At 33.8% G+C, this 23,211-nt stretch carries 14 protein-coding genes, 2 rRNA genes and 1 pseudogene; 14 read left to right on the top strand and 3 right to left on the bottom strand.

Annotated elements, in window-relative coordinates:
* Positions 1-223: 223 nt before the first annotated feature.
* From ACWJJ7_RS05195 to ACWJJ7_RS05180, 4 genes and pseudogenes are all read left to right on the top strand, one after another.
* The gene (locus ACWJJ7_RS05195; protein WP_462964245.1) at positions 224-2,803 is read left to right on the top strand and encodes a CRISPR-associated endonuclease Cas3''; all 2,580 of its coding nucleotides are present in this window, start codon (positions 224-226) and stop codon (positions 2,801-2,803) included.
* A 320-nt stretch (positions 2,804-3,123) separates the two neighbouring features.
* Positions 3,124-4,206 (top strand): annotated as a pseudogene (locus tag ACWJJ7_RS05190) (ISNCY family transposase); the annotation flags it as partial.
* 406 nt (positions 4,207-4,612) lie between these two features.
* Positions 4,613-5,371, top strand: a complete 759-nt coding sequence (locus tag ACWJJ7_RS05185; RefSeq protein WP_462964244.1) for an IS30 family transposase — start codon at positions 4,613-4,615, stop codon at positions 5,369-5,371.
* Positions 5,372-6,465: 1,094 nt separating this feature from the next.
* Positions 6,466-9,366 (top strand): DEAD/DEAH box helicase, encoded by a 2,901-nt coding sequence (locus tag ACWJJ7_RS05180; RefSeq protein ID WP_462964243.1) that lies wholly within the window; start codon positions 6,466-6,468, stop codon positions 9,364-9,366.
* A 10-nt stretch (positions 9,367-9,376) separates the two neighbouring features.
* Here ACWJJ7_RS05180 and ACWJJ7_RS05175 read toward each other — a convergent pair whose 3' ends face one another.
* Positions 9,377-9,775, bottom strand: a complete 399-nt coding sequence (locus tag ACWJJ7_RS05175; RefSeq protein WP_462964242.1) for a (deoxy)nucleoside triphosphate pyrophosphohydrolase — start codon at positions 9,773-9,775, stop codon at positions 9,377-9,379.
* A 415-nt stretch (positions 9,776-10,190) separates the two neighbouring features.
* Here ACWJJ7_RS05175 and ACWJJ7_RS05170 point away from each other — a divergent pair, with 415 nt between their 5' ends.
* Both ACWJJ7_RS05170 and ACWJJ7_RS05165 read left to right on the top strand, forming a co-directional pair.
* Positions 10,191-10,319, top strand: a complete 129-nt coding sequence (locus tag ACWJJ7_RS05170; RefSeq protein WP_462964241.1) for a hypothetical protein — start codon at positions 10,191-10,193, stop codon at positions 10,317-10,319.
* 133 nt (positions 10,320-10,452) lie between these two features.
* On the top strand, positions 10,453-11,076 hold the full coding sequence (locus tag ACWJJ7_RS05165; RefSeq protein WP_462964240.1) for a class I SAM-dependent DNA methyltransferase: 624 nt from the start codon (positions 10,453-10,455) through the stop codon (positions 11,074-11,076).
* 202 nt (positions 11,077-11,278) lie between these two features.
* On the opposite strand, the gene brnQ is transcribed toward ACWJJ7_RS05165, so the two are convergent.
* Positions 11,279-12,589, bottom strand: coding sequence for a branched-chain amino acid transport system II carrier protein (gene brnQ / locus ACWJJ7_RS05160; RefSeq protein ID WP_462964239.1), 1,311 nt, complete (start codon positions 12,587-12,589; stop codon positions 11,279-11,281).
* Positions 12,590-12,805: 216 nt separating this feature from the next.
* Between brnQ and ACWJJ7_RS05155 the strand changes: the two genes are divergently transcribed.
* From ACWJJ7_RS05155 to ACWJJ7_RS05140, 4 genes are all read left to right on the top strand, one after another.
* Entirely contained in the window at positions 12,806-13,024 is a 219-nt protein-coding gene (locus ACWJJ7_RS05155) for a hypothetical protein (RefSeq protein WP_462964238.1), read from the top strand.
* A 344-nt stretch (positions 13,025-13,368) separates the two neighbouring features.
* A complete protein-coding gene (locus ACWJJ7_RS05150; protein WP_462964237.1) occupies positions 13,369-14,163 on the top strand; it encodes an acetoacetate decarboxylase family protein in 795 nt (264 codons plus the stop codon).
* 27 nt (positions 14,164-14,190) lie between these two features.
* Positions 14,191-15,054: an SDR family NAD(P)-dependent oxidoreductase gene (locus ACWJJ7_RS05145; protein ID WP_462964236.1), complete on the top strand. Its 864-nt coding sequence runs from the start codon at positions 14,191-14,193 to the stop codon at positions 15,052-15,054.
* A gap of 359 nt (positions 15,055-15,413) precedes the next feature.
* Complete coding sequence (locus tag ACWJJ7_RS05140) at positions 15,414-16,031, top strand: nitroreductase family protein (RefSeq protein ID WP_462964235.1); 618 nt, start codon at positions 15,414-15,416, stop codon at positions 16,029-16,031.
* 81 nt (positions 16,032-16,112) lie between these two features.
* Here the strand turns inward: ACWJJ7_RS05140 and ACWJJ7_RS05135 are convergent, their stop codons facing one another.
* Positions 16,113-16,259, bottom strand: coding sequence for a hypothetical protein (locus tag ACWJJ7_RS05135; RefSeq protein ID WP_462964234.1), 147 nt, complete (start codon positions 16,257-16,259; stop codon positions 16,113-16,115).
* Between the two features lie 91 nt (positions 16,260-16,350).
* Between ACWJJ7_RS05135 and ACWJJ7_RS05130 the strand changes: the two genes are divergently transcribed.
* The 4 genes from ACWJJ7_RS05130 to ACWJJ7_RS05115 all read left to right on the top strand — a co-directional run bounded on the left by ACWJJ7_RS05130 (position 16,351) and on the right by ACWJJ7_RS05115 (position 23,046).
* Positions 16,351-16,743, top strand: a complete 393-nt coding sequence (locus ACWJJ7_RS05130; RefSeq protein ID WP_462964233.1) for a hypothetical protein — start codon at positions 16,351-16,353, stop codon at positions 16,741-16,743.
* A 30-nt stretch (positions 16,744-16,773) separates the two neighbouring features.
* A complete protein-coding gene (locus ACWJJ7_RS05125) occupies positions 16,774-17,718 on the top strand; it encodes a ribonuclease Z (protein ID WP_462964232.1) in 945 nt (314 codons plus the stop codon).
* Between the two features lie 580 nt (positions 17,719-18,298).
* Positions 18,299-19,838: ribosomal RNA gene (locus tag ACWJJ7_RS05120) — 16S ribosomal RNA — on the top strand.
* Between the two features lie 265 nt (positions 19,839-20,103).
* Positions 20,104-23,046, top strand: a 23S ribosomal RNA gene (locus ACWJJ7_RS05115).
* Together the 16S and 23S rRNA genes form the textbook arrangement of a ribosomal RNA operon.
* Positions 23,047-23,211: the final 165 nt, after the last annotated feature.

Genomic DNA, 23,211 nt, shown 5'->3' with positions numbered 1-23,211 from the left:
ATAATATCTAAAGTAAAGGGTAATGAGATAACATGTAATGTTTTTAAACAACATTGGATTTAGCCTTTAATTCCTTAAAAACTCAGTAATGAGATAACATGTAATGTTTTTAAACAACATTGGATTTAGCCTTTAATTCCTTAAAAACTCAGTAATGAGATAACATGTAATCTTTTTAAGAATTGTAATCAACCAAAATTTATTAAGTAAAGGAGAATTAAAAATGGATTGTGAAATGTTTAAAAATATTAATAGCAGACCAGGTGAATTATTAGAAAATCATTTAAAATTAATGATAAAACAATATGAGAAGTTGTGTGAAAATAATAATATAGATAAAATAATTAAAAACATAATAGATAAAATACTAACAAATGTTAGTATAACCGAACATGCGAAAAAAAAATCCTCACAATTTATTTATAAAATGTTTAAAGATATGTTGTACTTACACGATATTGGCAAAACCAATCCATATTTTCAAAGCTATGTAGGGAACCACTTATACAAGAAATATATTTGGGATAATGTAAATAAAAGGCATAGCTTAATGTCATCAAAAGGATTTATTAATATATATGCTAGTAAAATAAGCAACAATTCATTTTCTGAAGACAGGAAAAAAGATAAGAAAATCAAATTATATATAAAACATTTAATGGTTATTTTGGCTTATGTAATAAGTAGGCATCATTCAGATTTAAAAGATATAAATTATACTGAATTTTTAAATGATGTTTTAGAATTAAAAGATGAGCATTATATTGATGAATGCAACAATAATGATAATATATATAATGTTGCTAAGTTACTTTTTAATAATGTCGAATATAAAAATCCATTTATTATATATATATTTACAAAGGTGGCATATTCAACACTTATAACATGCGACTTTTTAAGTGTATATGAATTTTATAATGAAAAAGAATTTGAATATACTTTGATTGACAGTGTAAAAATTGATAGTTTTTTAGAAAAATATAATAAAACCGCTGTTGTAAAATCAATAAGAAATTATGAGAAAGATAAAAACATTATAAACATTAAACAAATAAATAAATATAGAAGTGAAATGCATTTAGAATCTGAAAAGAATCTAAAAAATAATTTTGATAAAGTACTATTATATTTAGAGGCACCTACTGGTTCAGGTAAAAGTAACACAAGTCTAAATTTAGTCTTAGCTATGATTAAAAATAACATAGAATATAAAAAAATAGTATATGTTGCCCCGTTCTTGAGTATAAATGAACAAACTTACACTTATATAAAAGATAGTATAGGAGTAGACCCAAAAGATGTAGTTATAATAAATTCTAAATCCGAAATTGTTACTTCTAATGAAGAAGAAGATAGTGATTTTAATTATGATAAAGATTTATTAGACAACCAGACTTTAAATTATCCAGTATCAATTATATCCAGTGTGAAACTCTTTGATATTTTATTTAGTAATAAAAGAAAACATGCAATGATGTTATGTAACATAATTAACAGTGTCTATATATTAGATGAAATACAGGCTTATAAAAATAAGTTATGGATTCATATAATAAATTCATTTAAGGAATTTTCAGAAATTCTGAATTTTAAAATGATAATAATGAGTGCGACATTACCTAAAATGGATATTCTATTAGAAGATAAACAATTTGCTATCCCCGATTTAATTACTAACAGAAGTCATTATTATGACTATTTCAAAAAACGTGTTATTTTTAATTTTGACTTGTTAAAATATGGTCAAAATAAAACAACTGAAGTATGTGCTAAAGCCGATAAAATCACAGATAAAACTCTCAAAAATAAATTACTTAGAGAATTTATAATAAATAAGATATATTCAACTGTTAATACAATCATAGAGACCTCTTTAAAACATAGAATTCTTATAGAATTCATAACAACAAAAAGTACATCCGAAGCTTATGAATACTTTAAAGGAACATATGAAAAACAGGGTTTTGAGGTTATTAAATTAACTAGTAATAGTAATAGTCTTTATAAAAAATGGGCATTTAATTATATAAATGGGAAAAGTGATGATGATACTTTTAAAAACAAGAAAATTATACTTGTATGCACACAAACCATTGAAGCAGGTGTTGATATAGATATGGAAGTCGGATTTAAAGATATATCTATATTGGATTCTGAAGAGCAATTTGCGGGTAGAATAGCACGTAATTTCAAGAATCAAGGTTTTGTTTATTTTTTTAATTTGGATAAAGCTAGTTTTATATATAAAGACGATTATAGGGTGGAAAATAATTTATTAAATCAAACTTATAAAGATATGTTAATTAATAAAAATTTCGATGATTTTTATGATTTATGTTATAAACGATTATTAGAAGAAGAATATAAAAATTATATTAATTACAAAACTAATCTAAAAAAGTTGCAGTTTGAAGAAGTATATAAAATAATGAAACTGATAGATACTGAGAATTGTAGTTTATTTCTTATAACAAAGTATAAAGAAGAAGATGGCTCTGTTATTGATAGCGAAGAGATTTTTAATAGGTACAAAGAGCTGTTAAATAATAAAATTATAAAATTTTCTGATAAAATGATAGCCCTTAGTAAACTAAAAAAAGATTTAGATTTATTTACTTATAATTTCAATATATATAACAACAAAAAACCCACTATATACGATGAATATGATATAGGATATTATAAAATAAGCTATATCAAGGAATATATAGATTTAGATGAAGATAATTTTATAACAAATAAGAGTATCTTTGATGTTGATAAATATAAAGAAAGATGTGAAAGTAATACCACTAATTAATTTACCAACCGAAATTACTATCAAACTACTGATAACCCTAAGGCTCACTGAACACCTAAAAAATATTTGATATGCGAGATAAAGGCGATAAAGATTATAGCATCAAAAGCAAAAATATTCTACTTGAATTTATAAAATAAAAAAGAAAGGTAAGTTGTAAAATGAAATGACCATAGAACAAAAAATAAAGACTCAAGAGAAAAAATCTTGTACAATGTTAAGTGACTAAACCAACACAAGTACAGGAGGATTTCAAATGAGTCAATCAAATTTTATCACAGAGAACAAAAAAGTATGATCCGTTTATGATAATGTCTTACACGGTTTCTACTAGTACTATTCACTCTATCCTTATACAGGATTTCATACTGTCCCCTAAGGCGAAGCGTGCTACCAGAAAAAGGATCAAGGCAGAATTAAAAGAACTACAAAAGACAACTAATTCTATTAAAGAAATTGCTGAAATTCAAAGTTCCATAATTGCTGCCGAGGATGCACATCCTAGACGTCCAAGATGTGCTTATACAGGTGAAATGCTTCAAATGGATGCTTCGGTACATCTTTGGTTCGGCAATGAAAAAAGTCAGTTGCATATCGCTGTAGATGATGCCACTGGCGCTATTATGGGGGCTTATTTTGATCCACAGGAAACTTTAAATGGCTACTATCATGTACTACACCAAGTGCTTACTTACTATGGTATACCCTACATGTTATTCACTGATAGACGTACTGTATTTGAATATAAACAAAAAAATTCCCCTTCAGTTGAAGAGGACACATTTACACAGTTTAGCTATGCGTGTAAACAATTGGGTATAGAAATTAGGACCAGTAGTGTTGCACAAGCCAAGGGGCGCATAGAAAGAATGTTTCAGACGTTACAATCACGCCTCCCCTTGGAAATGCGACTAGCTGGTATAAACACAATTGAGCAAGCAAACGAATTCTTAAACTCCTACATAAAAGAATTCAATGCTCAGTTTGCATTACCTGTTGATAATATCAAATCTGTCTTTGAAATGCAACCAGATATTGAAAAAATTAACTTAACTCTTGCCGTATTGACTAGTAGGAAAGTAGATAACGGAAGTTGTATCAAATTTAAAAAGAATTACTATTTACCTATAGATTGCAATGGACATCCTGTACATTATCGCAAAGGAACTGTTGGAATGGTAATTCAGGCATTTAGTAACGAGCTTTTTTTGTGTGTAGACGAAAAAGTTTATGCGCTAGATTTATTACCAGGGCATAAACTTTCCTCTAAGAACTTTGATTTAGTTGTTCCAAATGACCAACCCCAAAAACACTACATACCACCAATGAGTCATCCTTGGAAACGAGATTCATTTGAGCGGTATCTAAAGAAACAGGCTCACAGGAAGAATAATGTAGCATAGGAACACTAAAAATCTACTCATTTTAGATCTTTGAAAAAGACAATCTTCTAAGGTTTATTAAGTGAACCAAAAACATACTTTGATAATAAATTAAGAAACCGATTAATGGAAGTCATAAATAATAAAATCTAATTAATAAAAAGAAATGCATTGTCATCCATTAGCTACGCTAATATAAATGGAAGGATTCATACACATTTTCAAAAATGACCTTTAAGCTTTAATTTACCCACAATTATAAGCCTACGGCTAAAAGATATTTAGAAAAGATTTTAGGAAAACTTCAAAGCGACTAAATAATCTTATATCCACTTTGTGCAACCTTCATTAAGTAACCGAAATTAATAAAAGCACCAGAAAAACTGGTGCTAATGTTTTAAATATTGGGGGACATTTTCAAAAATGCTTGACAGAAAAAGCCATTGGTAAATATGGCGAATCTCCGTATGCAGCTATTCAAAATATAACAAATAAAGATCTACAATTCGAAACAACCATTTGCTTCAAAACTGTGTATAACTATTTGGATAATAATTTATTCTTAAACATAAGTAACAAAGATCTGCCTGTTAAAAAGAATGCCAAAAAGAGAAACTATAAAAAAATAAGGCCGGCGTATAACAATACCAAAGGGACAAGCATATCAGAAAGACCTACAGCGGTAGCTGCACGTGATGAGATAGGGCACTGGGAAATGGACACCGTAGTAGGAAAGCAGGGTACAAAGACTGTATTAATGGTGTTAAGCGAAAGAGTAACTCGCAAGGAGTTAATCTTTAAAATACCTTCTAAATCACAGGTCGCTGTTGTGAAGGAATTGGACAAATTGGAGCGTAAAATGGGAATGGCATTCTCAAAAACATTTAAAACAATCACCTGTGATAACGGCTGTGAGAACCTTGATTTCGAGGGTATTGAGACCTCAGTAAGGAATAAACGAAAGAGAACTAAAGTATATTATGCCCATCCATATAGTTCATGGGAACGAGGCACAAACGAGAATATCAATAAAATGATACGACGATTTATCCCAAAAGGTGTGGATATTTCAGCATTCTCTAAAAAACAAATTATGCAAATACAGCACTGGATCAACAATTATCCAAGAAGGATTTTTAACGGTCTATCTGCTAATATGATGGAACAGAAAACCATTATAACTTAACATTATATTTTTCTTGAAAATTTCGGACATTTTATATTGCAATCTACAAAAATAAAAAAGAAACTATTTCTTGAGTATAATGGTACCAGTAGACAGGACACTTAAAAAAAAGTGTTTGGACTATAGGTGCTTTTTTTTGTATAATTTAAATAAGGACAATATTATTACAGAATATTTTTATATGTATACCTATATTTATGAATTTTTTTTCCTAATAAAAGGTATTTTATGCTTTATGTAGAATAAATGAAGGTACTATATTTACTATTAGGGATGAGGGATTTTTTATTTTTTTGCAGGATTAATGGACATTTATAATGTCATATTAAGAGAATAAAAATACAAATGAAGAAGACCATCAAATATTACTATAATATAATTCACAAATTTTAAAATTTAGTGTGCAAGAAAGCTTTCTAGAATTGTTGTGCATGGTAGGGAGAGCTACAGCTCCAGAGCTTAATAGTTTAAATATTAATACTATTGGTGATTTAGTAAATTGGGATTTGAAAATTAAAATGGTGACTAAAGGAATAATTAAGTGTTAAGTGATTGTATATAAGCACCGACTATTAGATGTGGTTTGTTTAAAGTTTAGAATTTAAATTGCCACGAAAGAATCGTAAATGAATTGAAATTTTTAAAAAAATACTGCACTTAGGGGGGATCCCAATGCAGTATTGATTATCAATCTAATAATAAAATTGGTGTATTTAAATTATTGACGATTTTTCAACTCTTATTCAATTCATTCCGTAAATAAAGGAGTTTTTTAACTCTTGAAGAATAATTACATATGTAGAGGAATGAAAAGGTGGTAAACTTGAGAGTGGAGAATAAGATCCAATGTGCATAGTACATTAAATTAAAAAAATGTTATATAGAAATAGAACATCTCATATACATATTAAAATAAGTGCTATAAATATAGCCAAAACAGTTAAGTATATTTACATGAATCAATTTTATAATTACAAGAGTTTTTATAAATGGAGTAATAGTAACTTAGTGGTATATGAAGTTAGACACTTGAAAAATATGAGCAGAAGGCACGATGTACATTTTTGAATATACATACCAAATCGGGGGATAAGATGAATTCAATACTAGATAACATAGATATTAAAGAACATCAGCAACTTAATATTGTTGATGTTAAACATAAAGAAATAGAAAAAAATGAATTTCTAGTAAATAATAAGTTAATAGTGAATTCGGAAAAAGGAAATCTATTAGATGAGCTTAAGAGATGCTTAAGTGAGTGTGAAAAGTTTTATTTTAGTGTAGCATTTATTAATTTTAGTGGACTTCAGCTTTTATTAGACACTTTTAAGGAACTTGAGGAAAAAGGCGTGGAGGGTAAAATATTAACATCTACATACCTTAATTTTACTGAACCAAAGGCACTTGAGAGGATAAATAAGTTTAATAATATTGATTTAAAGATTTTTATTGCTACTAATAAAAAGGGTTTTCATACTAAAGCCTATATTTTTGAAAATAAAGAGGAATATAAAATAATTATAGGATCTTCCAATATAACTCAAAGAGCTTTAAAAAGTAATGTAGAGTGGAATGTTAAAGTTATTTCTAAAAAAGATGATAGCTTTACCCGTGAGGTTTTGGAGGAGTATTTAAGTTTGTGGAAAGTAGCTTCTATTGTGGATGATGAATTTATTAATAGATACAGTGACTTTCTAAAGCAAATAAAGAAAACTCTACAAAATAACAACTTAGAGTTTAGCAGCTATGAATTAATTAAGCCTAATCTTATGCAAAAGAAAGCTATGGATAATTTATATAGATTAAGAGCTTCTGGTGAAGATAAAGCATTGGTTATTGCGGCTACAGGTACAGGGAAAACTTATATGTCAGCATTTGATGCTATTAGCTATAAACCTGAAAAGTTACTCTTCTTGGCTCATAGGGAAGAAATATTAAGAGGTGCAGAGAGTGCTTTTAAAAAGCTCGTTAAGAATAAAGATATATCTACAGGGCTTCTAACTGGTACAAGTAAGGATTTAGATGCAGATTATTTATTTTCAACTATACAATCAATGAATAATAATCTTGAGAATTTTAAGTGCGATGAGTTTGAATATATGATTATAGATGAGGCTCACCATGCTTCGAGTTCATCTTATGAAAGAGTTATGGAGTATTTTAAACCAAAGTTTTTACTTGGTATGACTGCAACCCCAGAAAGATGTGATGGAGGAAATATATTCGATATTTTTGATAATAATGTGGCTTTAGAAGTAAGACTTAGGGAAGCTTTGGAGTTAGAACTAGTTATTCCTTTTCACTATTTTGGTATTTCTGATATTGAGGGTATTGATTTAAGTAATGTAAATCTTCAGGATATAGATGAAGTAGTTAAAAGATTAAAGGTTAATGAAAGAGTTGATTTCATAATCGATAAGATGGAATTTTACGGTTATGATGGAGAGAAACGTAAAGGAATAGGCTTCTGTGCGAGTATTGATCATGCGCAGTATATGGCAGCTGAATTTACTAAAAGAGGGATAAGAAGTATATGTTTAACAGGAGAAAATTCTGCTGATGAAAGAGAACATAATATAAAAAAACTAGAATCAGATGCGGATGACTTAGAAGTTATATTTACTGTAGATATTTTTAATGAAGGTGTGGATATTCCAGCTATTAATTTAGTTTTAATGCTTAGACCAACAAATTCTCCTATAATATTTATACAACAGCTGGGCAGAGGGCTTAGAAATCATAAAGAAAAATCTTTTTTAACTGTACTAGATTTTATAGGAAATCATAAAAAAGTATTTTTAATAGCATTAGCTCTAAATGGTGCAAGATATTATGATAAAGATAGCTTAAAGGTAGCTGTTGCAACTCAGTTTGGTAATATACCTGGATGTTCAAATATTCAAATGGATAGAATTGCTCAGGAAAGAATATTAGAGCAGTTAACTGAAGAAAATTTTAATTCCATGAAATACTTAAAGGAAGAATATTTAGAGTTTAAGGTGATGAATTGTGGAAAAACTCCTTATTTTCTTATGGATTATATAAAGTATGATGGAGCTCCAAATCCTTTAAGATTTTTAAATAAGGAAAAAACTTATATTGGGTTTGTGGCTAAAATGGAGAATGATGAAGCTTTAAAAAAACTATTGGAAGAGGAAGTTTTCTTCAAAATTATTAAAGAGTTTTCAGCAAGACTACCTATAAAAAGAGTGTATGAAGTTAGTATAATTAAATATTTACTAAGTCATGAAGAAATAAGCTTAGTGCAGGCTAAAAATGAAATATTAAAGTATATTGAGTTTGTAGAGGATAATAGCATTATGCACGCCTTTCAGTGTTTAAATCAAGACTATTATGATTCAGCTCAAGTTAAAAACAATATTAAATGCTTTGATCTTAATGGTGGTATTTTAAGTAGTACATGGGATTTTAAGACGGTAATACATAATAAAAAATATAGAATGTACATTGATGATGTTGTAAACTATGCTCTTATAAGATATGAAAAAGAGTTTGAGAGTAAGTATTATGGAGTGCCATTCTTTAAGTTATATGAGCAGTACCAAATGATAGATGCAGCATTACTTTCTAATTATACTAAAATTCATAGCTCCTTTAGGGGAAGTGGACTTATAACAAATGGAAATGAATATTTTCTTTTTGTAGATTTACATAAGGAAGACGATGTTAAAGAAAGTATAAATTATAAAGATAAATTTATAGATACCAAATACTTTCAATGGCAAAGTCCAAATAGTACTTCTCAAAGTTCAGACAGAGGACAAAATATAATTTTCAATAAACAAAGAGAGATTAACCTACATATTTTTGTAAGGAAATACAAGCAAATCGATGGAGCATCTGAACCTTATATTTACATAGGTAAGGGTGATGTAATAGAGTATGAAGGTGAAAAGCCTATAACGGTTAAGATAAAATTAAAGAATGAAATGCCTACAGATAAATATACAGAATTCACTAAAAAGGTATAGCAAAATTTTGCTATACCTTTTCTAGTGCAAGTTGCTTTACAGCCTGTATATCTGCTGGAGCCCATTTTAGTGAAAGTAAATTTTCTCTATGTAACCATATTAATTTTGAATGTTCACATGCGGTAGGAGTACCAGATGCTATGCGACACCTAACAGTAATTAAATTTACTATGAATTTATCATATTCGTGAGTATTTTCATTAAATATATTAATAAATTCAACATCACATGATAGCTCTTCTTGTATTTCTCTTTCAATAGCTTCTTTTAAAGTTTCACCATCTTCAATTTTACCACCAGGGAACTCCCAATGGTTTGGAATGGTCATTCTTGGAGAGCGAAGAGCACACAGGATTTCATTATTTTTATTTTCGATAATAGCTCCTACGACTTTTATTAATTTCTTCATACAAAACACCTCTAAATAAGTTTAGCATAAAAGGGGTAAATGTAAAAGTGAGGTGGTAGATTTAATTAAACGTATCAAACATAACAATAATCATCGAGTAGAGAGGTCCATATATTAAAAAAATTGATAACGCAGTATACAACTTGTATTTGATAATACAGTAGCCAAAGAATAAGCAATTTTAGCATAGACAAAATAACCGTAATATATAATTTTGTCAGAATATAATAGATAGGATACCAATATATTATTAGTGATATCAATAATTTAGGAAAATGTAGTAAATGAAAACTTCAGACGGTTTAGTTAAGGGATGTAGGTATATAAAATACTAAAAAAAGTAGCTAAAGAGAAGGGCGTTAAAATCAAGAAAATTGATAAAGACAAGGATACTAAAACTAATAAGAAAGATAAAGTGAAAGAATATATTATAGGAAATGCGATTGTAGAAATAGTAGATGGAATTATGATAAAGGTGAATGGTGATAAAACTGATTTAAGAAAATTAGAAGAGAACATTTTAAATCCTATGGTAAATCAATAATTAGAAGTTTTTTAGTGTACGGTTTCATCGGCAACAAACAGAAGATTTTCGCCATTTAGAATTGGACTCAGACTTAGATATATGATTGATGCACTATCGTAATAAAAACTAAATTTAGGGAGGGAACTTAAAAATGAGTTTTGATGACTATGCTAAAAATTGGGATACCGATGAAAGAATTAATAGAGCAAAAATAGTAGCAGATGAAATAAGTAAATCAATTGATATTGATAAGAATTATTCTGCTATGGAGTTTGGGTGTGGAACTGGTCTTGTAAGTTTTAATCTTTATGATAAATTTAAAAGAATTAATCTTGTTGATTCATCAAAAGGAATGATAGATATACTCAACTTTAAAATCAATAAGTATAAAGTAAATAATATGTTTACTAATTATGTAGATATATCTGATAAGAATTCATTAGATATGAATTTTGATGTTATTTATAATTCTATGGTATTGCATCATATTCATAATACTGCATCAATAATAAAGAGCTTTTACGAATTACTTAATGAAAATGGTTATTTATGTATTGTAGATTTGGATGAAGAAGACGGCAGTTTTCATAAAGAACATCCAGATTTTGATGGTCATAATGGGTTTAATCAAGAAAACTTAAAAAGCATATTAATTAGTGCTGGGTTTAACGACATAGAATCGAATTCCTTTTTTTATGGAGAAAAAATTATAGAAGGTAATAAAATTAACTATTCGCTCTTCCTAATGAAGGCAAGGAAGTATACAAATCCTTAATTGGGGATTTAGAGCGCCGTTGTAATTAAAAGTGGAGTAACGGTAATATAAAATGAAAAAAGGTATAGCAAGATTTAATTTTGCTATACCTTTTCTGATAGAAGCTGTCCTAAGGCTTGTATATCTGCTGGAACCTACTTTATAGAAAGTAAATTCTCTCTATGTAACCATATTAATTCTTAATAAACAGTGTTACATTATCTTACCCTTCAAAAATTGAAGTAGTTTCATCTTCATTTATAACTTCTTTTGGTTTTATTAAAATATTAGAAATTATAAAAGCTAGTAAAGCAGGTATAAGCCATGAGAATCCTGAACTTGCTAGAGGAATAAATTTAATAAATCCAATGCTATTTGCATAGATACCATTTATAGTATCTAAAATACTTATAATTAGCGCTGTGTATGTAGTTATAGCAACAACCGTATTACTCTTCACAATATCTCCAAGCAATGTAATAACTATTAGAACAATTACAATTGGATATAAAATTTGTAAAACAGGCCCTGCCAATGTAATTATACTATCAACGTTTTTCGTAGCTATTAATCCACTTACTACAGTCATAATAACAGCGGCAGTTTTGTAAGACACTTTATTATTTGAAAGATTAGCAAAGAATGTTGCTCCGCTTGCGAGTAATCCTATAGCAGTTGTTAAGCATGCAAGAGAAACACATAAACTAAGAACAACTGAACCAACGCTGCCTAGATCTAACTTAACAAGCTCGGTAACTAGCTTAGTTCTAGATATATCTGCTGGGAACAAAGTACTTGTTTGTGTTCCAAGATACATAAGTCCAGCATATACAAAGGTTAAACCCGCTACAGCAACTAGTGCTGATTTTATAGTCATCTTCATTATATCATTTGCATTTTTATAACCTTTTGCTCTAACAGATGAAATAATTATCCCTGCAAATATAACAGAAGCCATAGCATCCATTGTTTGATAACCTTCTATTAAAGCTTTTGAGAATCCACCTTTGTAAGATGTAGCTACAATTGGTCCAATAGGATCTATTATTCCTTTAAATATAATTATAGCGAGCATTAATAAAAGTGCGGGTGTAAGTATTTTACCTATATTATCAATTATTGAAGAAGGTTTAAGCACAAACACAAGTGCTATTGCAAAATACAATATAACGACTATGTTTTGTGACACAGATGGAAATATAGGATGTATTCCAAGCTCGAAAGTTGTTGCAGCGGTTCTTGGAATTGCAAATAACGGTCCTATAACAAGAATTAAAGCTACACCGGTTATTATAGCAAACTTTGAACCTACTCTATTGGCCATTTTGTCGTAAGTACCATTAATTTTGGCACAGGCAATTACTCCAGTTAGTGGAAGACCAACGCCGGTAATGAGAAAGCCTATTATGGATGAAAAAAATGCGCTGCCTGCAGTTTTGCCTAAGAATGGTGGGAAAATAAGGTTTCCTGCACCGAAAAACATTGCAAATAGTGCAAAACCTATAATAACGGAATGTTTTGTTGAATCTTTCATTTATGCATACCTCCAGATTAATTGATATATGTAGTTTAAAAATTAAATTAGTTCTATTATAGCTATTTTTTTTAATAAAGCAAGGAAAAATGAATTTTTAGTTTCTACTAAAGCCAAAAAATGTTGTTGACAAACTATCTGAGTGCTATATATAAATGTGCCTATACATAAAAGGGGTGAGTGTAACAGTCTAAGAGATTTAGCCCACATCCAGCATTGATATTTGTATTTGTTCAAGGGGAAAGTGGCGGAATTATTCAGCTTGCTAAAGATACTAATGATGTAAAAGAAGCTATGACGGGAACTCATGCATTGAAGGCAGTTGGGATAGAGGTTGGAAACTTAAATGGTCTTGTCAGTTCTCTTAAGGAAAATGCTGTTGAGTTTCTTGGAGAATTAATTGAAACTCCTGCAGGAATTAAATGTTATTTATAAAAGATCCAAATGGTGTGACTATTGAATTAATAGATGGCTTCGAAATCTAGAATTGGCAAATAGAAATTGAGAACATAGTGGAAAAGTAAAGTTTCTCTCATTTTGATATACCTTTTCTGATGAAAGCTGTTCTGCAGTTTTTATTTTTGCTAAAAAACATACACTTTCAGTAGAGTGTATGTTTTTTAGACAAATTATGGAAATTGATTATTTAACCCCTTTTGCATTAGAGTTATATTATAAACATAGAATTCTTGTATAAAAATATAAATTTAAAGAAAGGATGTCGATGATGTAGATATTAGTAAAAACTCTGAAATATAAAATATAGGGAGGTATCATTAATGAATAGTTTTATAAAAAATCCAAGTGATATTAAAAAATATGCTAGTAAACCTACAACTTTTTACGATGCGCAGATGCTTACAGCTTATTGGGAAACAAAGCCCGAAATTATTGCACGTATACTTCCACCACCTCTAAAACCTCTTAAAATACCTTTGGTACATGCGTTTGTAGCTAATTATCCTAGAACAAATTTTTGCCCACCATACAAGGAAGCAGCTTTATTTATACCAGCAGATTTTAATGGTCAAATTGGAATGTATTGTCTTTCGATGCCTATAAGTGATGGCATGGCTATGGGGCTTGGCAGAGAAATTTATGGTTTTCCAAAGAAGATGGCAGAAATTGAACTTAAGAAAGACGGAGACTCTGTTTACGGAAGTGTATCTCGAAATGGAATAAACTTCTTTAGTGTAAAAGCAAATCTTAATGGAAAATGTAATGCAAAAGATGGACAGAAAATAATTGCTGATAATTATGGAAAGGGGTTACCTATATTTAATTTCAAATATTCTAAGTCACCAGATGGCAGTGGATTCGACTTAAGCCCACTACTTATAGAGCAAGGTGCAACTATGGATAATAAAGTGTTTAAAACTGGAGAATTTGAGATGAATCTGAAAGACTCACCACATGACCCTTGGGCAGAATTAGAAGTTGTAAAGATGCTAGGTTGCACTTACACTGTAGGAACTTCAGTACTTTTAAGGGGTAAGGTTTTGGCAGAAGTAGATCCAATTGCGTATTTACCTTATTCTAATTCAAAATGGGATTGGTGGGAAGATACTCTATAAAACAGTATAAAAAGGAGGATTTATATTATGAAAGAGTTTAAAGGTAAGGTAGCAGTTATTACAGGGGCTGCAAATGGAATAGGCTTTGCAGTAGCTAAGGAATGCACAAGAAGAGGGATCAAAATAGTGATAGCAGATATTGATGGAAAGGACTTAAAAAGAGCAGAAGAACAACTTAAGGCAGAGGGAGCTGAAGTATTAGCTGTTGAAATGGATGTCATGAAATTTGAAGACATGGAGATGCTAGCGAAGATTGCTCTTGAAAAATTTCAACATATAGATTTATTGTTTAATAATGCAGGAGTTGTGGTTGCAGGGCCAGCTTGGTTACTATCTTTAAATGATTGGGAATGGGTTATGAAAGCTAATGTCTGGGGTATTATCCATGGGGAAAAAGTGTTCATTCCAATAATGTTAAAACAGGATACTGAGTGCCATATTGTTAATACTTCTTCTGTAGCTGGACTTTTGGATTTGAATGGAATGTCAGCTTACCATACTTCGAAATTTGCAGCGGTTGGTCTTTCTGAATCTACCTACTTAGATCTTCAGTGCGAAACGGACAAAATAAAAATGTCAGTATTCTGTCCAGGATTTATTCAAACAGACCTTGATAATTGTGAGAGGCACAGACCAGATATTTATGAAAATGACATGAGTCAGCCTTATTATCAAAGTGATTTGTATAAAGAAGAAGAGCAAAAGAAACATAAGGTTATAAAGGGCGGGATACCAATTGATACAATTGGAGCAACTATATTCAAGGCAATTGAAGAAGAAAAATTTTATATCTTGACACATTTAGAGTTAAATCCACTTATAGGTTTGAGAGTAAAAAATATGTTTGAAGGTGGAAGTCCATCTATGAATGTAATAAAAGGCGTTAAGTAATTTTAAGACAGTAATATGATATGAGGCCTTGAATATATTTAAAGCATCTGAAACAAAACAATATGTCAAAGATGCCTAAGTAGATTAAATAAACTGGTACCTATAGCGAAATAGCTATAGGTACTTTTTACTGACTCAAAGGATATACGAAGGGGGACTGGCATAATATCGAATCTTCAACGATTTTTGAGCAAATCTTGTTTTTTTATCATATTTGTGAGTAATATCGTTAAAGATATTAATAATTTCAATGTATGCTTGACATGATCAGTAAACTACCGGTATAATAATATAAATTAAGTAATAATTATTAGTAATGAATAATTATAAAAAAATAGGAAATTAAGGGGCGTATTTAAATGAATTTAAAAGACGTTTTTGAAGAGAGAAGAGCTATTAATTTTTTTGATATAAATAAAGGACTTGAAGAGGGAATACTTAAGGATATAATTAACCTTGCGGTATTAGCTCCATCAGCATTTAACCTTCAACCTTGGGAAATTGTAGCAGTGAAATCTAAAGAAGCTAAAGAGAAATTGTATAAACTTTCAAGTAGTCAGCCTAAGATATTAGAGGCTCCAGTTACCCTAATAATTGTAGGTAATAAAACTGGATATGATGAATCAAATCCTACATGGCAGGATATGTTAAAGCTATTTGGTGGTGATAAAGAAAAATTAGCAGGTACACAAGGTTTTGCACAGAGTTTATATGGTACATCAGAGGAAAATAAATTAAAGTTCGCTGAAAGTAATGCAGGACTGCTAGCAATGTCTATAATGTATGCAGCTAAGAATCTTGGAGTAGATTCTCATCCAATGAGTGGCATGGATTTTGAAGGTGTGAGAAAAGAATTTGGACTTGATGAAAATAAGACAGTAGTAATGCTAATCTCGCTTGGATACTTAGATGAAAGTAAGACACTTTATCCAAGAGCATATAGAAGAGGCTACGATGAGATAGTTAAAGAAGTTTAGCTTTAAAATCGTTTTTATAAGTTAATAGTAAATTAGATTAGTTCATAAAAACCCTCAGGGTATTGAATAAATTGTATTTGCTTATTCTAGACCAGAAAAACACATCCAATTGTAGTTTTGTAATTCTACAGCTTGGATGTGTTTTTTATTATATAGGAAACACCTTTCTTGATAAATTTTCTTTTTATTTTCAATAATAGTTTTTACGACTTTTATTAATCTCTTCATGCATAACACCTTTAAATAAGTTTAGAATAAAAGAGTTTGGATGAAGGTCCGTGAATATGAGAAGACTATAATAATATATAATTATACTGAAATGTACAATCTTAATAGTTGTAATATAGTAGATATATATGATATGCAACTTGGAGATTTTAGTATAGATTTTGTGCCTGTTGCTCATGTTGATACAATACCGGCATATGGATTTACATTAAAAATAAACGCACAATTATGTTATTATAGTGGAGATTCAAATAACATAAGTAACAATGTAATTGACAGGGTCAAGAGTGGAGAAATTTCTAGAATTTATCAAGATACATGTGGATTAGAGTATGAAGGTAATAATCACTTATCATTAAGGAAACTTTGTGATAAAGTTCCACAGGAATTCAGAAATAAGGTGTATTGTATGCATCTTGATAAAAATATAACAGTGCAAGAAATAAAGCATAATGGGTTTAATGCTGTTGATATATACAGATAGTAATATGCAGCTCCGAAGGAGATGATTTAATTGGTTGATTTAGCACTTCTAGGATGTGGAGGGGGAATGCCAATTCCCGAAAGATATTTATCCTCATTTCTTATAAACTATAAAGGAAGAAAAATACTTATTGACTGCGGAGAAGGTACCCAGGTATCCATGAAAATACTTGGTTGGGGGTTTAAGTCGATAGATGTGATTTGTATAACTCACGGACATGCGGATCACATTTTGGGACTTCCAGGTATTCTTGCAACTATTGGTAATAGTGGTAGAACTGATCCTATTACTATAATTGGGCCTAAGGGTATTACTGATATTGTGAAAGGGCTAAGGGTTGTAGCACCTTACCTTCCATACGAACTTAACATCTTGGAAAATCCTCAAGAACCTGTTAAAATACAAGCTTCATTAAAGTGTATTAATACATCAGTAGGAGAATTTAATGATTTGATAATTTCAACACTGGAACTTGAGCACTCAACTAATTGTTTGGGTTATAGCCTCTATTTTAATAGAAAACCAAAATTTAATGTAGAAAGTGCAACTAAAAATGAAATACCAAAGAAATTTTGGAGTAGACTGCAAAAGAATGAGATTATAAATGAACATGGGAAAACATATTTGCCAAGTATGGTGATGGGACAAGAAAGAAGCGGAATAAAGATTAGTTTAATAACGGATACAAGACCAATTCCTAAAATAAAAGGTTTTATTAAGGGAAGTGACTTGTTCATTTGCGAAGGCACTTATGGCAATGAAAATGATATTGAGAAAGCTATAAGGAACAAGCATATGACTTTTAGTGAGGCAGCAGAACTTGCTTTAAGTGGAGACGTACAAGAACTTTTATTAACACATTTTAGCCCTTCAATGCTTAATCCGGAAGAGTATAAAGATAGAGCAGAAGGCATTTTTAAAAACACTATTATTGGTTTTGATAGAATTGTACGGACTATGTCTTTTAAAGATTAGAAAAAATATTCTTTAATGTAACCACTACTAGGAGTAGTGGTTTTTTCTTTAGCTAGTACTATAAATGGCAGAGGGTTTTTAAATGGTAGATAAGGAGGTAGTTCTAGTACTTAGCCATGCGTATCAAGATGCGAAATATTGAATTATTTAGACTAATATGTAGAAAAATGAATGTAATCTAGCTAGAGTACCTATGTTGTGAAATTATGCTCTTATTTATGTGATAGAATACTCCTTGTCGTCACAAACGAGTGGACAATAAGCTAAATGTTAATAACTTTTTAATAAATTTTTTAATGAAAATAAATTAAAAAAATGTTGACAAAACAAGAAATACCTAGTAATATAGTAGAAGTCGTCACATGATGACAAAACAAATTGGTCTTTGAAAATTAAACAGAGAAATAGGTAAAGATAGCGAAATAATATTTCGTTAAACCAGTTAATTACTTTAGTATGAAGTAAAATTTAGTCGTAAGACTAAAAGTATGTAATGAGCTTGCGAATCAACCTAACGGTTGCTTAACCAACTTAACAGTTGGCGCAGATTAATCATTTCAACTAAAAAGGTGTAAACTTTTAAATTGAGAGTTTGATCCTGGCTCAGGACGAACGCTGGCGGCGTGCCTAACACATGCAAGTCGAGCGATGATTCGTTTCCTTCGGGAGACGTTGATTAGCGGCGGACGGGTGAGTAACACGTGGGTAACCTGCCTCAAAGAGGGGAATAGCCTCCCGAAAGGGAGATTAATACCGCATAATATGTTTTGGTCGCATGATCGAAACATCAAAGGATTTTTCTTCGGAAAATTCCACTTTGAGATGGACCCGCGGCGCATTAGCTAGTTGGTGAGGTAACGGCTCACCAAGGCGACGATGCGTAGCCGACCTGAGAGGGTGATCGGCCACATTGGAACTGAGACACGGTCCAGACTCCTACGGGAGGCAGCAGTGGGGAATATTGCGCAATGGGGGAAACCCTGACGCAGCAACGCCGCGTGAATGATGAAGGCCTTCGGGTTGTAAAGTTCTGTCTTCTGGGACGATAATGACGGTACCAGAGGAGGAAGCCACGGCTAACTACGTGCCAGCAGCCGCGGTAATACGTAGGTGGCAAGCGTTGTCCGGATTTACTGGGCGTAAAGGATGCGTAGGCGGACATTTAAGTCAGATGTGAAATACCCGAGCTTAACTTGGGTGCTGCATTTGAAACTGGGTGTCTAGAGTGCAGGAGAGGTAAGTGGAATTCCTAGTGTAGCGGTGAAATGCGTAGAGATTAGGAAGAACACCAGTGGCGAAGGCGACTTACTGGACTGTAACTGACGCTGAGGCATGAAAGCGTGGGGAGCAAACAGGATTAGATACCCTGGTAGTCCACGCCGTAAACGATGAATACTAGGTGTCGGGGGTCGAACCTCGGTGCCGCCGTTAACACATTAAGTATTCCGCCTGGGGAGTACGATCGCAAGATTAAAACTCAAAGGAATTGACGGGGGCCCGCACAAGCAGCGGAGCATGTGGTTTAATTCGAAGCAACGCGAAGAACCTTACCTAGACTTGACATCCCCTGCATAACCCAGAGATGGGTGAAGTCCTTCGGGACAGGGTGACAGGTGGTGCATGGTTGTCGTCAGCTCGTGTCGTGAGATGTTGGGTTAAGTCCCGCAACGAGCGCAACCCTTATCATTAGTTGCTACCATTAAGTTGAGCACTCTAGTGAGACTGCCCGGGTTAACCGGGAGGAAGGTGGGGATGACGTCAAATCATCATGCCCCTTATGTCTAGGGCTACACACGTGCTACAATGGTGAGTACAAAGAGATGCAAGACCGCAAGGTGGAGCCAAACTCAAAAACTCATCCCAGTTCGGATTGTAGGCTGCAACTCGCCTACATGAAGCCGGAGTTGCTAGTAATCGCGAATCAGCATGTCGCGGTGAATACGTTCCCGGGCCTTGTACACACCGCCCGTCACACCATGAGAGTTGGTAACACCCGAAGTCCGTGAGGTAACCTAACACTTAGGTGTTTATGGAGCCAGCGGCCGAAGGTGGGATTGATGATTGGGGTGAAGTCGTAACAAGGTAGCCGTAGGAGAACCTGCGGCTGGATCACCTCCTTTCTAGGGAGTAGATGTATTGACTTCGGTCGATGCACAATATCTATTGTAATTAATCGTACCTAGTTCTCTGTTTAATTTTGAGAGACTAATTTTAGTTAACTCTTAGGAGTTAGCTAATTAATAGTTTTTCTTAAAATGTTCTTTGAAAATTGCACAGTGAAAAAAGTTGTTTTAAAAAAATTAAAACTATGAAAATAGTTTATGAATTGATTTAATACAATTTCGCAAAATTAATATAACCGTCTATGTAAATAGACAGAATCAAGGTCAAGCTACAAAGGGCGCATGGCGAATGCCTTGGCACTAGGAGCCGAAGAAGGACGCGTTAAGCTGCGATAAGCTTTGGGTAGGCGCAAATAGCCTGTGATCCAAAGATTTCCGAATGGGGGAACCCACATAGTAACAACTATGTACTGCATACTGAATAAATAGGTATGCAGAGGTAGACCCGGGGAACTGAAACATCTAAGTACCCGGAGGAAGAGAAAGAAATATCGATTTCCTAAGTAGCGGCGAGCGAAAGGGAAAGAGCCCAAACCCAGGTCTTTGACCTGGGGGTTGAGGATAGATCATAAATACTGCAATTCCTTAATTGAAGATAGCTGGAAAGCTGCTCCGCAGAAGGTAATAGGCCTGTAAATGAAAAGGAAAAACAGTCAGATCTAATCCAGAGTACCACGAGACACGTGAAACCTTGTGGGAAGCTGGGAGGACCACCTCCCAAGGCTAAATACTACCTAGTGACCGATAGTGAAGAAGTACCGTGAGGGAAAGGTGAAAAGAACCCCGGAAGGGGAGTGAAATAGAACCTGAAACCGTGTGCCTACAACCGGTCGAAGCACTTTATATGTGTGACGGCGTGCTTTTTGTAGAACGAGCCAACGAGTTACGATATGTAGCAAGGTTAAGTACTTAAGGTACGGAGCCGAAGGGAAACCAAGTCTGAATAGGGCGTTGTGAACGCAAGTTCACGAAGTTGCATGTCGTAGACCCGAAACCGGGTGACCTATCCATGGCCAGGATGAAGCGGAAGTAAAATTCCGTGGAGGTCCGAACCACGTTGGTGTTGAAAAACCATGGGATGAGCTGTGGATAGCGGAGAAATTCCAATCGAACTCGGAGATAGCTGGTTCTCCTCGAAATAGCTTTAGGGCTAGCGTCGATTAATTGAGTAATGGAGGTAGAGCACTGAATGGGCTAGGGGCTGACAACAGTTACTGAACCCTATCAAACTCCGAATGCCATATACTTTTATTTCGGCAGTCAGACTGCGAATGATAAGATCCGTAGTCAAAAGGGAAACAGCCCAGACCATCAGCTAAGGTCCCAAAGTGTAAGTTAAGTGGAAAAGGATGTGGGATTTCTAAGACAACTAGGATGTTGGCTCAGAAGCAGCCACTCATTTAAAGAGTGCGTAATAGCTCACTAGTCAAGAGATCCTGCGCCGAAGATGTCCGGGGCTAAAACTTACCACCGAAGCTATGGGTGTACACAATTGTGTACGCGGTAGAGGAGCTTTCTGTACTGGCTGAAGTCATACCGTAAGGAGTGGTGGACGGTACAGAAGTGAGAATGTTGGCATGAGTAGCGAGAGTTAAGTGAGAATCTTAACGGTCGAAAACCTAAGGTTTCCTGAGGAAGGCTCGTCCTCTCAGGGTTAGTCGGGACCTAAGCCGAGGCCGAAAGGCGTAGGTGATGGACAATCGGTTGATATTCCGATACCACCAATGGACGTTATTAGAAATGGGATGACGCAGGAGGATAAGATGTGCACACTATTGGATGTGTGTCTAAGCATTTAGGCGGAGCAAGCAGGCAAATCCGTTTGCTCTTAACGCTGAGATGTGATGGGGAAGGGAATTTATTCCCGAAGTATCTGATTCCACGCTGCCAAGAAAAGTCTCTATCGAGGATATTGGTGCCCGTACCGCAAACCGACACAGGTAGGTGAGGAGAGAATCCTAAGACCATCGGAAGAATTGTTGTTAAGGAACTCGGCAAATTGACCCCGTAACTTCGGGAGAAGGGGTGCCTACGTAAGTAGGTCGCAGAGAATAGGCCCAAGCAACTGTTTAGCAAAAACACAGGTCTCTGCTAAAGCGAAAGCTGATGTATAGGGGCTGACGCCTGCCCGGTGCTGGAAGGTTAAGGGGATTACTTAGCGCAAGCGAAGGTATGAACTTAAGCCCCAGTAAACGGCGGCCGTAACTATAACGGTCCTAAGGTAGCGAAATTCCTTGTCGGGTAAGTTCCGACCCGCACGAATGGCGTAATGATTTGGGCACTGTCTCAACAACACATCCGGCGAAATTGTAGTGCAAGTGAAGATGCTTGCTACCCGCGATTGGACGGAAAGACCCCGTAGAGCTTTACTGTAGCTTAGCATTGAATTTCGGTATTGTCTGTACAGGATAGGTGGGAGACTGAGAAACATGGGCGTCAGCCTGTGTGGAGTCATCCTTGGGATACCACCCTGACAGTACTGAGGTTCTAACTGGAGGCCATGAATCTGGTCACAGGACATTGTTAGGTGGGCAGTTTGACTGGGGCGGTCGCCTCCAAAAAAGTAACGGAGGCGCCCAAAGGTTCCCTCAGCGCGGTTGGAAATCGCGCGAAGAGTGCAAAGGCAGAAGGGAGCCTGACTGCGACACTTACAAGTGGAGCAGGGACGAAAGTCGGGCTTAGTGATCCGGTGGTACCTCGTGGGAGGGCCATCGCTCAACGGATAAAAGCTACCTCGGGGATAACAGGCTGATCTCCCCCAAGAGTCCACATCGACGGGGAGGTTTGGCACCTCGATGTCGGCTCGTCGCATCCTGGGGCTGAAGTAGGTCCCAAGGGTTGGGCTGTTCGCCCATTAAAGCGGCACGCGAGCTGGGTTCAGAACGTCGTGAGACAGTTCGGTCCCTATCCGTCGCGGGCGTAGGAAATTTGAAGGGAGCTGTCCTTAGTACGAGAGGACCGGGATGGACAAACCTCTGGTGCACCAGTTGTCACGCCAGTGGCATCGCTGGGTAGCTATGTTTGGAAGGGATAAACGCTGAAAGCATCTAAGCGTGAAGCCCACCCTAAGATGAGATTTCCCATAACGCGTGTTTTTAACACAAGTTAGTAAGACTCCTGGAAGACCACCAGGTTGATAGGTTAGAGGTGTAAGCATGGTAACATGTTCAGCTGACTAATACTAATAAGTCGAGGGCTTGACCTAAATATATAATTAAAAGTAATGCGATATACTTCTTTCGTAAGAAAGAAGCAAGGCTTTGAGCGTGAGCGAAAAGACTAATTCACTGTGCAATTTTGAGAGAATATCTCATAAGGTATATAGACAAGTTAACAATAGCTTGGTATACTTTAATTGTAAGGTTAATAC

It is taken from the genome of Clostridium sp. CM042, from assembly GCF_055080995.1.
This window is presented reverse-complemented; position numbering and strand designations above follow the sequence as displayed.

Coding starts and splice junctions, on each gene's coding strand:
- ACWJJ7_RS05195 (WP_462964245.1), top strand. CDS start 224: ATGGATTGTGAAATGTTTAAAAATATTAATAGCAGACCAGGTGAATTA.
- ACWJJ7_RS05180 (WP_462964243.1), top strand. CDS start 6,466: ATGAATTCAATACTAGATAACATAGATATTAAAGAACATCAGCAACTT.
- ACWJJ7_RS05175 (WP_462964242.1), bottom strand. CDS start 9,775: ATGAAGAAATTAATAAAAGTCGTAGGAGCTATTATCGAAAATAAAAAT.
- ACWJJ7_RS05165 (WP_462964240.1), top strand. CDS start 10,453: ATGAGTTTTGATGACTATGCTAAAAATTGGGATACCGATGAAAGAATT.
- brnQ (WP_462964239.1), bottom strand. CDS start 12,589: ATGAAAGATTCAACAAAACATTCCGTTATTATAGGTTTTGCACTATTT.
- ACWJJ7_RS05150 (WP_462964237.1), top strand. CDS start 13,369: ATGAATAGTTTTATAAAAAATCCAAGTGATATTAAAAAATATGCTAGT.
- ACWJJ7_RS05145 (WP_462964236.1), top strand. CDS start 14,191: ATGAAAGAGTTTAAAGGTAAGGTAGCAGTTATTACAGGGGCTGCAAAT.
- ACWJJ7_RS05140 (WP_462964235.1), top strand. CDS start 15,414: ATGAATTTAAAAGACGTTTTTGAAGAGAGAAGAGCTATTAATTTTTTT.
- ACWJJ7_RS05135 (WP_462964234.1), bottom strand. CDS start 16,259: ATGAAGAGATTAATAAAAGTCGTAAAAACTATTATTGAAAATAAAAAG.
- ACWJJ7_RS05130 (WP_462964233.1), top strand. CDS start 16,351: ATGTACAATCTTAATAGTTGTAATATAGTAGATATATATGATATGCAA.